This is a genomic window from Actinomycetes bacterium (assembly GCA_035489715.1).
GTDB lineage: Bacteria > Actinomycetota > Actinomycetes > JACCUZ01 > JACCUZ01 > DATHAP01.
In genome coordinates, this window is sequence record DATHAP010000077.1 from 1 (window position 1) to 11,534 (window position 11,534).

Annotated in this window: 10 protein-coding genes; 5 read left to right on the plus strand and 5 right to left on the minus strand. The window is 75.2% G+C overall.

The annotated features are described in order from the left end of the window. Together VK640_06620 and VK640_06625 are read left to right on the plus strand one after the other, a co-directional pair. On the plus strand, positions 1–692 hold a 692-nt coding region (locus VK640_06620; protein HTE72856.1), incomplete at its 5' end, for a RyR domain-containing protein. A gap of 30 nt (positions 693–722) precedes the next feature. Continuing rightward, positions 723–1,118 (plus strand): nuclear transport factor 2 family protein, encoded by a 396-nt coding sequence (locus VK640_06625; GenBank protein HTE72857.1) that lies wholly within the window; start codon positions 723–725, stop codon positions 1,116–1,118. 9 nt (positions 1,119–1,127) lie between these two features. Here VK640_06625 and VK640_06630 read toward each other — a convergent pair whose 3' ends face one another. The 4 genes from VK640_06630 to VK640_06645 all read right to left on the minus strand — a co-directional run bounded on the left by VK640_06630 (position 1,128) and on the right by VK640_06645 (position 8,086). Then, complete coding sequence (locus VK640_06630) at positions 1,128–2,150, minus strand: S66 peptidase family protein (GenBank protein ID HTE72858.1); 1,023 nt, start codon at positions 2,148–2,150, stop codon at positions 1,128–1,130. Between the two features lie 124 nt (positions 2,151–2,274). Next, complete coding sequence (locus VK640_06635) at positions 2,275–2,478, minus strand: cold-shock protein (protein HTE72859.1); 204 nt, start codon at positions 2,476–2,478, stop codon at positions 2,275–2,277. A gap of 265 nt (positions 2,479–2,743) precedes the next feature. Further along, positions 2,744–4,186: an FAD-binding oxidoreductase gene (locus VK640_06640; protein HTE72860.1), complete on the minus strand. Its 1,443-nt coding sequence runs from the start codon at positions 4,184–4,186 to the stop codon at positions 2,744–2,746. A gap of 117 nt (positions 4,187–4,303) precedes the next feature. After that, entirely contained in the window at positions 4,304–8,086 is a 3,783-nt protein-coding gene (locus VK640_06645; GenBank protein HTE72861.1) for a BTAD domain-containing putative transcriptional regulator, read from the minus strand. Positions 8,087–8,216: 130 nt separating this feature from the next. On the opposite strand from VK640_06645, the gene yaaA reads away from it, so the two are divergent. After that, positions 8,217–9,023 carry a peroxide stress protein YaaA gene (gene yaaA / locus VK640_06650; protein ID HTE72862.1) on the plus strand — a complete coding sequence of 269 codons (807 nt, stop codon included), beginning with the start codon at positions 8,217–8,219 and terminating at the stop codon, positions 9,021–9,023. A 17-nt stretch (positions 9,024–9,040) separates the two neighbouring features. After that, a complete protein-coding gene (locus VK640_06655) occupies positions 9,041–10,021 on the plus strand; it encodes a pirin family protein (protein ID HTE72863.1) in 981 nt (326 codons plus the stop codon). A 45-nt stretch (positions 10,022–10,066) separates the two neighbouring features. Here the strand turns inward: VK640_06655 and VK640_06660 are convergent, their stop codons facing one another. Continuing rightward, a complete protein-coding gene (locus VK640_06660; GenBank protein HTE72864.1) occupies positions 10,067–10,732 on the minus strand; it encodes a hypothetical protein in 666 nt (221 codons plus the stop codon). 160 nt (positions 10,733–10,892) lie between these two features. Here VK640_06660 and VK640_06665 point away from each other — a divergent pair. Next, the coding region (locus tag VK640_06665; GenBank protein ID HTE72865.1) for a hypothetical protein at positions 10,893–11,534 on the plus strand (642 nt) is incomplete at its 3' end.

Sequence of the window (11,534 nt, forward strand, 5' to 3'; positions counted from 1 at the left end):
AGCGACTTACCGAGGTCCGGCCCAGCCTGGTCGCCGTCGTGCTGGACGACGAGTCGACAGCCCTGTCGACCGCGCTGTTCCTGCACCGCGCGATCGACGACCCGACGATCCCGGTGGTGGTCCGCACCCGTGGGGAGGCGGGACTGGGCGCGTCGGTCAGCGTGGACGACGAGGAGGGTGACCAGCGCTTCCCGGGCCTGCGGCTGTTCCCCATGCTCGACCGGACCTGCTCGCCGGCGCTCGTGGACGGCGGCGTCCGCGAGCAGCTCGCCCGGGCGCTCTACGACGACCACCTGGTCCGGGCCCAGGCGCGTGGGGTGGTGGACCCGCCCTGGGCCGCGCTGACCGACGACGAACGGGAGGCAGCCCGGGAGGCCGCCGACGGGATGACCGACGCGCTGGAGGAGAACGGCTTCGAGCTGCTCCCGCTCCGCCACTGGGGCGAGCCGACCATCGTGTTCACGCCCGAAGAGGCGATGCGGCTGGCAGTGCGCGACCACGACCGGTGGCGGGCCCGGCGCGGCTCGGACGGCTGGCGCTACGGCAACGTGCGTGACGCCCGCCAGAAGGTGACACCACAGCTGGTCGCCTGGGAGGGCCTGAGGCCGGAGTGGCACGAGTACAACCTCACTCGCGTCGGGGCGATCCCGTCGGTCCTGGCCCGCACCGGGTTCGAGCTGGGCCGTCGCTGACCGCGCGGGCCCCGCGAGTACCGTCAGGCGATGGACCGCACCAGCGCCCAGGAGTGGCTCGACCGGTACGTCGCCGCGTGGCTCTCCTACGACCGGGACGAGATCGCGCTGCTGTTCAGCGCGGACGTCGCCTACCGCTACCACCCCTACGACGAGGCGGTCGTCGGCCGCGACGAGGTTGTCGCGTCGTGGCTCGGTGAGAGCGCCGCCGACGGAGCGTCGACTCGTGACGACCCCGGGACGTACGACGCGGAGTACTCCCCGGTGGCCGTCGACGGGGACACCGTCGTGGCGACCGGCACCTCGTCCTACCGCGACGAGGCCGGGGGAACGGTCGTGCGGACGTACGACAACTGCTTCGTCCTGCGCTTCGACGACGAGGGCCGGTGCCGCGAGCTCACCGAGTACTACATCCGCCGGCCCTGAGACCGGCACCTAGACCAGCCGCTGCACCAGCGTGCCGCGAGCGGAGCCGGTCAGCTCCATCGTCGCGAGAGCGCCGTTGACCAGCGCCATCTGCGGCGGCACGTGCCCGACGTCGACGTCGAACAGCACCGGGACCGGCAGGTCGCCGAGCGCGTGGTGCACCGCGTCGACCTGGCTGAAGCCCAAGGTGGCCGGCGCGGGGGTGCGCCCGACCATGACTCCGGTCGCCCGGTCGAACCATCCGGCGTAGCGGAGGTGGTGCAGCATCCGCGACACCTCGGCCGCGGGGGCGTCGGACACCTCGAGGTAGACCAGCAGCCCCTCGGGTGCGTGCCGGTCCGCAAAGGCGCCGACGTCGCCGTACGGCGTCCCGGGGAGCATGGCCAGCGTGTCGAGGCAGCCGCCGACGAGCCGGCCGGTCGCCTGGACGTCTCGCGCGTCGCCGAGCACCTGCCACCCGGCGGGGACGGTGAGCTGCATCGACTCGACCTCGGGCTGGGTCCGGAAGTCCGGCCACGACTCCTGGTGGTGGGTCGCGGCGGTCTGCGTCACGGTGGCACCGGTGGGCGACGTCGCGACGTCGAGCCAGTGCGCCAGCCCCTCGGGCGGTGTGAACGGCGTGTCCATCAGGTTGGCGCCGTGCAGCGTGGCGACCCCGGTCAGCAGGGTCAGCGGGGTCAGGACCGTGCTGGTGTCGGAGTAGCCGACGACCCAGGTCGGCGCGGCGGCGGCAAGGCGCTCGTAGTCGAGCAGGGGGAGCAGGTCGATCGCCAGCTCGCCGCCCCACGGCGGCACCACGGCGCCGACCCGCGGGTCGAGCAGCATCCCGGCGAGCTCGGCGGCCCGGTCGGCCGCCGGCGCGCTGACCAGGCCGGTGCCGTCCATGCAGTCGCCGACCCGCACCTGGTAGCCGAGCCGGCGCAGGTGCTCGACGCAGAAGTCGAGGCGCGGACCCAGCTCGTCCTCCACGCCGGACGACGGTGCCGTCACGCCGATGGTGTCTCCGGGCCGGAGCGGGGCGGGGTAGCGCACGGCCCCAGCATGCATGCCCCGCACACGAGCCGACACCGGCTCGGACGGACGAAGGGACCCCGCCCGGAGGCGAGGTCCCTTCGTACGAGGCTGTGGTCCAGCCGGTCAGATCGTCAGACGATCGTCAGACGGGGCGGACGTTCTCCGCCTGCGGGCCCTTCGGGCCCTGCGTGACGTCGAACTCCACGCGCTGGTTCTCGTCCAGCGAGCGGTAGCCGTCAGCCTGGATGGCCGAGAAGTGGACGAAGACGTCGGCGCCGCCGCCGTCCTGGGCGATGAAGCCGAAGCCCTTCTCGCCGTTGAACCACTTCACTGTGCCCTGAGTCATTCCGTGCTCCTTGATATGTGGTGCGGACGAGCCGGCGGAACTGCCGGCCCACGGCTGCCCGCGGTGGTCGTCGTCCCACATCCGGAACCGGTGCTCGGGTCCACATATGACAAGACGCCCGACGGATGAACGATCCGCGGGCGTCCAGAGAACGTGCGAGGAACTGCGTTGTCAGCAACCTGCCAGGAAGCCTAGCAGGTCCGCCGGGATGGAGCGATCCCCTCCATGTCCGCTCCACCCCGGCGGCTGCGCCGTCACACCTGGGTCACCGCTGCTGCGGCAGATCCACCTGAGGTGTCGGGATCGGGTGGTTGGCGACCATCAGCCCGGCCGGGTCGACCTGGGCGCGCAGCGCCTGCAGCCGGGCGTAGGCCTCGGCGCGGTAGCCCTTGGCGGTGTCCACCGCGTTCTCGGCGAGGTTCAGGTAGTACGTGCAGGTCTGCCACGGCGCGACGGCCTGCGCGGCGCGGGTCGCGTCGGCCTGGCTCCTGGCCGCCATCTCCGGCGTCGCGGCGATGCCGACGGCGAGGAAGAGGAACTGCCCCGCGATCGCCGGCATCGCCCCGGCGCCGTCGTGCGGCCGCCCGAGCGCCCCGCCGAGCTGGCGCAGCTCGGCCAGGATGAGGGACGAGCCCGACCCGGGGCCGGCGGCCGCGACGAGCGCATCGATCGCGGCGTCGGGCATCGAGTCGAGGACGAGCGAGTCCGACACCGCCGGCGTCGGGCCCTCCGGGTCCATGTGCAGCCGGATCAGCGCCGCGGTCGGCTGCCGCTCGAAGGTGTCCATCTCCGGCTCGAGGGCCCGCAGCGGCGCCAGGACGGCGGCGGCCTCCTCGTCGGTGCCCATGACGGCGCCGTCGATGACGACGATGGTGCGGCCGCGGAACGGCGGCGGCATCTCCTCGATCGGCGGGACGTTGAGGATGCGCCAGGCGGTGGTCACCTCGTCGGGGGCGTCGGCCGACCAGGCCGACCAGGCCCGCAGGACCTCGGCGGCGCGGGAGCCGTCGTAGACCAGCCAGCCGGCGTACACCGTGTCGAAGTCGAAGACCCGGAACTCGAGCGCGGTCACGACGCCGAAGTTGCCGCCGCCGCCCCGCAGCGCCCAGAACAGCTCGCTGTTGCTCTCCGCGTCGGCCCGCACCACGTCACCCGCGGGGGTCACGACCTCGAGGGCCGTCACGTTGTTGGCCTGCATGCCCAGCTTGCGGGCGTACCAGCCGATCCCGCCGCCCAGCGAGTAGCCCGTGACGCCCACGTCGGGCGAGGAGCCGTGCAGCGCGGTCAGGCCGTGCTCGGCGACGGCGGTGACGACGTCCTCCCAGAGGACCCCCGCCTCGGCCCGCGCGACGAGGCGCCCCCGGTCCACGGTGACGCCGGTCATCGCCGACGTGCGGACCAGCACCACGTCGTCGAGGGCACCCAGCGGACCGGCGTTGTGGCCGGTGCCCTGGGCCGCGACCCGCAGCCCGAGCGCAGCCGCCGCGCGCACCACCTCGGCTACCTCCGCCGCGCTCGCCGGGTAGGCGACCGCGGCCGGCCGCTGGTCCACGGCGACGTTCCAGGGCGTCCGCGCGTCGTCGTAGCCGCGGTCCCCGCGCAGGTGGACGGCGCCCCCGCAGAGGTCGCGCAGGGCAGCCAGGTCCCGGGAGGAAGCAGCGGACTCTGCCGACGCAGCGGGCGCGGGGACGGTGGGCTGAGCGGTCACGGGCGTGCTCCTGACGGCGTGCGGACGGCGGGTCGCTGTGCAGGGCCACTCTCGCCCTGATCACTTGAGGTGGCCTTGGAGCCGACTTGAGGCCGCGGCCGGGCGCGAAGCCGCAGGTCAGAGCCGGTGCGACGCCACCAGCTGGGCGAGCTCGGCGTCGCTGGCAGCCCCGAGGCCACGACGCAGCTCGGCGAGGGTCCGCTCGACCCGCGCCGGGGTGAGGAAGAGCGCCTCCGCGATCTCGCGGTGGCTGTAGCCCTTCGCCACCGCCGCGACGATCCGGCGCTCGGTGTTGGTGGGCGTGAACACGGCAGCCGGGTCCGGCGGTACGTCGTCGCCGGTCGACCCGTCGGCCACCAGCTCGGCGGCCACCTGGCGGTAGAGACCGTCGGACCCGCACTCCAGGCTGCGGCCGAGGGCGGCCCGCAGCAGCCGCTCGCGCTCGGCTGCGTCGCGCGACACCCGGGCGACCGCCAGCTCGGCGCACGCCAGCTCGAAACGGGCCACGCTGGAGGTCAGGCACTCCAGCGCCTCGCGCAGCATCTCCTCGGAGCCGGGGCCGCCGAGCTCGCCGGCGACCCGCAGGGTGCGGCCGAGGACGCTCGGCGCACCCCAGTGGCGCGCCGCCGCGATCTCGTCGACCATCAGCTGCCTGGCCTCCTCGACCCGGCCGACCGCGGCCAGGATCGGCGCCCGGTAGGTGCGCCAGGGCCGCCACACCGGGTTGGTCACCGTCGTCTGCATCTGCTCGGTGCGGTCCAGCCGCGCCAGCGCCTCCTCGTGGTGGCCCTCGGCGGCGCACAGCCGGGCGTAGTTCTCCTCGAACAGCCGCGCGCCGTCGCCGAACCGCGGCTGGTCGAGCACCGGCTCGGCGATCCGGCGGGCCTGGGCGAGGTCGCCCTGCTCGATCAGGATGCCGAGGATGAACGCCTGGCCGTAGGGCACACCGACCTCCGGCGCACCCCAGGCCCGGCTCTGGTCGTTGGACGTGTGGATCGACTGCAGCGCCTCGCGCAGGTTGCCGTGGTGCCACAGCATGTGCCCGCGCCACAGGTGCACCGACAGGGCCGAGAACAGCGAGCCGCGGGCGTAGGCCTCGGCGAGGGTGCGGTCCCAGAAGTCGCCGCTGCTCTCGTCGCACATCTCGAGGACGAAGGTCGCGACGACCCACAGCAGGCCGGTGTCGTGGCGCTGGAGCTGCCCGTCCTCGTTCGCGAAGCGGGACAGGCGGGCGGCCTCGGCGCGGTCGCCCGTGGTGATGAGCTCTTCCCAGCTCAGCGTCGCGGCGAGGGCCCGGGCACCCACGCCGGTGCCGCGCACCTCGGGCCGGCCGAGCAGCCAGTCCTCCTTGGGCAGCCCGTGCATGTAGCCCCCGATGCGCTCGAGCGCGTGCAGGCCCTGCCGGGCGTCGTCGAGCTCGTCGGGCAGGCCGGCCGCGGCGGACCGGGCGAACGCGGTGGCCTCGCCGGGCTCGCCGGCGAAGACCAGCGTGCGGGCCAGCATGATGGCGACGTCCGCGCGCGGCGCCGGGTCGATGAGAGTGGCGTACGCCGCCCGGAGGCTCGCCACGGCGGCCGGGCCGTCGGTCATCGCGGCCAGGCCGCCCAGCTCGACCTGCACGGCCGGCCGGTCCTCCGCCCGCGGCGGCTCGGCCAGCGCCCGCTGCAGGTAGGTCTTGGCCGCGTCGGCGGCGCCGCGCTCGGCCGCGGTCTCCGCGGCCCGGCGCAGCAGGACGACGGCGTCCTGGTTGCCACGGCGAGGAGCCAGCAGCAGGTGGGCGGCGACCTGCTCTGGCGTCGCCTCGCGGCCCATCAGCACCCGCGCGGTCCGCTCGTGGGCCAGCTCGCGCTCGCCGGGGGGGACGTCCTGGTAGACGGCCTCGCCGACCAGCGGGTGCACGAAGCCGAGCGGCTGGTCGACCCGCACCACCTCGGCCCGGGCCAGCACCGCGATGGCCGCCGCGGTCTGCTCCTCGTCGAGCTGGGCCAGGGCGGCGACGACCGGCAGCTCGGCGCCGTCACCGAGGACCGCGACCGCGCGGGCGACGGCGGTGCAGTCCGCCGGCAGGCGGCGCAGCCGCATCAGCACCATGCTGGAGACGGCGCGCGAGCCGATGGCGTTGACCGTGTCGGCGTGCGACGCGTCCGGGCGCACCCCTTCGACCTGCAGCGCGCGCAGCAGCTGGCGCAGAAGCAGCGGGTTGCCGCCGGTGGTGCGGTGGCACGCGGCGACGAACCTCTCGTGCGCGTGGTCCCCGAGCCGCAGCCGGACCAGGCGGGCGGTGCCCTCGGGCCCCAGCGGGCCGGGGTGCACCGACACCGTGGCGTCGTCCTGGGCGAGCTCGGCGAGCAGGCTCTCGTCCTCGTGGGTCTCGCCGGTGCGCAGGGTGGTGGTGATCAGCACCGGCAGCCCCTCGAGGCGGCGCAGCAGGAACGCAAGCGCCCGGACCGAGCCGGTGTCGCACCACTGCACGTCGTCCACGGCCAGCACGACCGGCCGGTCGGCCGCCAGGTTGACGGTCAGCCAGTAGAGGCCGTGCAGCACGGCGAACGAGCCGTCGGCGCGGTCGGCCGGGCTGTGCGCGTGCGTCGTGCCGGGAACGTCGTCGAAGACCGCGGCGGCCGAGGACGCGGAGCCGGCCAGCAGGGTGGCCCGGCGGGCCGGGTCGGCGAGCACGCCCTCGAAGAGCTGGCGCACCGCGCCGAAGCCGAAGTCGCGCTCCAGCTGGCTGCCACGGGCGGTGAGGACGAGGGCGCCCTTCTCGGCTGCCGTGCGACGTACCTCCTGCAGGAGCCGGCTCTTGCCGATCCCGGCCGGACCGTGGACGAGCAGCAGCCGGCCCTGCCCGTCGAGCGCGTCGGCGAGCGCCCCGGCCATCACCTGCACCTCGCGGTCGCGGTCGACCATCTCCTCGACGACGACCGGTGGCGCCGGAGCTGCGGCGACCGGGGCCGCGACCGGCGCGGCAGTGGCCCGTGCCGGGGTCGAGGCCTCCGAGGGCGCGTCCGCCGGTGCCTCGGCAGCGACCGTGCGGGCGGGAGCGTCCAGGTTCGGCGACTGGGCCAGCACCTCGGCCTCGAGCGCGCGCAGGGCCGGGCCGGGGTCGACCCCCAGCTCGTCGGAGAGCGTGCTGCGCGCCCGGCGGAGGGCGGCCAGCGCGTCGGCCTGCCGGTGCGCGCGGTAGAGGGCCAGCACGAGCAGCCGCCAGCGCTCCTCGCGCAACGGGTCCTCCGCGACCAGCGCCTCGATCTCCGGCACCAGCACCGCCGACTCGCCGGCGCCGAGCCGGGCCTCGAGCCGCTGCTCGCGGGCCACGTCGCGCAGCCCGGCGAGCCGGGCGGACTCGGCGTCCGCCCACGGCTGGCCGATGTGGTCGGCGAAGGCCGGCCCCCGCCACAGCGCGAGCGCCTGGTCGAGCAGCCGGTGGGCTTCGGCGGCCGACTCGGCGGCGCCGGCCTGCAGCAGCAGCCGCTCGAAGTCCCAGGAGTCGACGACCAGGTCTTCCGTGCGCAGCGCGTAGCCCGGGCCTTGCCGGGCGATGACGCTCTGCCGGTCGCGTGGACCACGGGCCGGCTCGAGCCGGCGACGCAGGTGGGAGATGTAGGCCTGCAGCGCGCTGGTCGCGCTCGGCGGGGTCTCCTCGCCCCACAGGGCGTCGATCATCCGGTCGGCCGGCACCACGTCGCCGCGGGCCAGGACCAGCAGCCCGAGGACCGCGCGCTGCCGGGGCCCGCCGAGGTCGATCACGGTGTCGGAGCCGGCCCCGTCGCCGGCGGACCGGTCGCGCCGGCGGGCGGTCATCTCCCCCAGGACACCGATCCGGAGCACCGTCGCGGCGACGTCCCCGCCCGTGTCGCGGGACGCGTCGTCGTGCCCCGTGCTGACCTGCGGCACCGACACAGCCGTTCCCATCCTTCGCCACCCCGCCCGAGCCCCCCTTGCGGCACCCTACGGTCGGCCGCCGCCGTCCGGCAGCGGTTTCCCGTCAGCCGAACGTCCGGTTCCGGGCGACTCGGTAGCGTCGCCGCCCGTGCTGGTCCTGCTGCCGCCCTCCGAGGGCAAGACGCCCGGCGGTGACGGCCCGCCGCTCGGGCCGCGGCCGACGATGTCCACGCCCGCCCTCGCAGCGCCCCGCGCCGCGCTGGTGGCCGCCGTCCGCCACGCTGCCGCGGCGGACCCGGCCGCGCTGGCAGCCGGGCTGAGGCTGCCCCCGGGGCTGGCGGACGCGGCGCTGGCCGCCGACCGGGCGGTCACCAGAGCCGCGACCCGGCCCGCCCTGGACCGCTACGCCGGCGTGGTCTACGCGGCGCTGGACGCCGGGTCGCTCTCGGCCGCGGCGCGGCGGCGGGCCGACGAGCAGGTCCTGGTGCTCAGCGGGCTCTGGGGAGTCGTGCGGGGCGGCGACCCGGTGCCCGACTACCGGGTGCCCGCGAGCGGCTCGGTCCCCGGGCTCGGCCGGGTCGTGGCGCACTGGCGGCAGCCGCTGGCCGCCGCACTGCCCGCGCTGGTCGTGGACTCGGTGGTGCTCGACCTGCGCTCCACCGACTACACGGCGATGTGGCGGCCTACCGGAGCGGTGCGGGCCCGGGTCGTCGCCGTCCGGGTGCTCGCCGAGCGCGGCAGCGGGAACGCCCGGAAGGTCGGGCCGGTCAGCTACCACGCCAAGTGGGTCAAGGGCCGGCTGGCCCGCCATCTCGTCTCCTCGCGCCGCCGGCCGCGCACGGTGCGTGACCTGGCCGCGGCGGTCGCGGCAGCCGCGGCCGACCTGGACCTGCGGGTCGTGGACGGTGGGACCCTCGCAGCCCCGGCGTTCGACCTGGTCGGTCGCTACCCCTGAGGCCTACGCTCCGTTGCGTGAGCAACCTCGAGCGGCGGCCGGACGAGGAGCTGGCCGGCGGGCTGGCCACCGTGAGCGCCGAGCCGGTCCGGCGGGTGCTCCAGCCCCGCGAGGTGCCGCTCGGCGGGCCGCGCGCGATGCTCGTACGGCGCACCCTGCCGCACCGCGGACTGCGCTCGGTCGGGGCCTGGTGCTTCGTCGACGAGTACGGGCCGGCCGACCCGGCCGAGTCGCCGATGCGGGTGCCGCCGCACCCCCACACCGGGCTGCAGACCGTGACCTGGCTGCTGGACGGCGAGGTGCTGCACCAGGACAGCGTCGGCAGCTCGGCCCTGGTCCGACCTGGCGCGCTGAGCCTGATGACCGCCGGGCGCGGCATCAGCCACGCCGAGACGTCCACGCCGTCGTCACCGACGTTGCGGGGCGTGCAGCTGTGGGTCGCCCTGCCCGACGAGGCGCGGGAGACGGCGCCGGCGTTCGAGCACCACGACGCGCTGCCGGTCCACGAGGTCGGGGGGCTGAGCGCCACGGTCGTGCTCGGCCGGGTCGGCGACGCGGTCTCGCCGGCGACGACGTACAGCCCCATCGTGGGCGCCGACGTGCAGCTCGCGGCCGGGGGCGGTGGCGAGCTGCCGCTCGAGCCGTCCTTCGAGCACGCCGTGCTCGCGCTCTCCGACGGCCTGGTGGTGGACGGCGGCGAGGTGTCGAGGGGCTCGCTGGTCTACCTCGGCTGCGGCCGTGACCGGCTCGCGCTGACGGGCGGCGGCGGCGCGGCCCGGGGGCTGCTCCTCGGCGGCGAGCCGTTCGACGAGGAGCTGCTCATGTGGTGGAACTTCGTCGGCCGCGACCACGACGAGGTCGAGGCGGTGCGCGACGAGTGGCAGCGGGCCGTGGCGGGTGAGGAGACCAGGTTCGGCCGGGTCGAGGGGTACGACGGCGGCGCCCTGCCGGCACCCGCGCTGCCCGGCGTGCGGCTGCGTCCCCGCGGGCGCCCGTAGCACCCACGGGGACGCAGTCCCCTCCTGCCGTACGTGGTCTGCCTCTCAGACGTGGACGGACGGAGCGGCCGGAGCGGCGGTGGTGGGACGTGGCGGCGCCGCGGCCGCGAGCCGCTGGTGCAGGACGAATCCGGCGACGATCAGCCAGAGGGGCGTGGCCAGGTAGACGGCGATCCCACCGACACCGGTCAGGCACAGCACGCCGAGCCCGACGGTGACGAACGCGAGCCACCGCGGCAGGGCGGCGGTCCGCAGCGCACCGATGCCGACCGACAGGTAGAGCACGGCCGAGCCGATCAACCAGGGCAGCCAGCTCAGCGAGCTGAAGTGCACCATGGCGGAGACCGCGGCCGCGTTGCCGTCGGTGACAGCCGAGAGGGTGGTCAGGCTGACGTACGACCAGAGGGCGCTGGCGACGGAGACCATCAGCCCCCCGGCGAAGGCCACGCTGCTGAAGGTCGACTCGTCGGCCTCGCCCGAGCGGATCGCACCTCGCAGGGCGACGGCGAAGAACGCGAGCAGGACGGCCACGTAGCCCATGGCGAAGCCGGCGATCATCACCCGGGTCTCGTGCGAGGAGCCGTAGGCGGCCAGGTCGGCGGCGTCCGTGGAGTCCGGGGAGCTCCACGTGAGCGCGTTGACGGCGACGAGGAGCAGGCCGGCGAGGATGCCGGCGATCGGCAGGAACCGGTCGAACTTGCTGACGGACATGGGTCTTCCCTCCGGGTGGCCCGTCGTCGACCGACGGGCGGATGCCGTGACCGTGCGCGTCCCGGCGACCCGGCCGCACCGGCGAGCTGTCCCGACCGGGTCGGGAACTGTTCCCGAGTCCGCCCCGCGGGGCGGACGCCGGGGCCACACTGCGAGAGTCATGACAACTGCCGACGTGGCTCTGACCGGTGTGCGTCGTCCGTCGCTCGCCGGACGGGTGCTCGCGCCGCTGGCCCTGCTCGCCATCGCCGCCGCGACCGTTGTCGGACTCTCCTGGTGGGTGATGGAGGGGACCGGCTGGCTCTACGTGCTCGTTCTCGCCGACACCATGACAGCGGCCGTCGTGGGCTGGCTCGTCGTGCGCCGCCGCCCCGGCAACGCCGTCGGTGCGCTGCTGCTGGCCCACGCGGTCGCCGCGTCGGTCATCCTGATGTCGCCTGACGAGAGCTCGCCGTCGTGGCCGCTGGTGGACCAGCTGCTGCAGGGCAGCTGGGTGCTGCTCTACGTCTTCATCGCGCTGATCGGCTACGTCTTCCCCGACGGGCACATCCCGAGCCGGTTCTGGCGGCGGTACGTCGCTGCCTGCCTGGCCGGGCACGTGCTGTTCGGCGTGCTGGCCGCCTTCGACGCCCAGGACTTCCGCGAGACGCACCCCGGAGTGACACCGGCGATCGACATCTCGGTGGACGTGCCGACGTGGCTGCAGGTCGTCGCGCTGGTTCTCAGCCTCGGGTCGGTGCCCGCCCTCCTGGTCGGTGCCGTGGTGTGCGCCGCCCGCCGGTTGAAGCGGTCGGAGGGCGAG

Coding starts and splice junctions, on each gene's coding strand:
- VK640_06625 (HTE72857.1), top strand. CDS start 723: ATGGACCGCACCAGCGCCCAGGAGTGGCTCGACCGGTACGTCGCCGCG.
- VK640_06635 (HTE72859.1), bottom strand. CDS start 2,478: ATGACTCAGGGCACAGTGAAGTGGTTCAACGGCGAGAAGGGCTTCGGC.
- VK640_06660 (HTE72864.1), bottom strand. CDS start 10,732: ATGTCCGTCAGCAAGTTCGACCGGTTCCTGCCGATCGCCGGCATCCTC.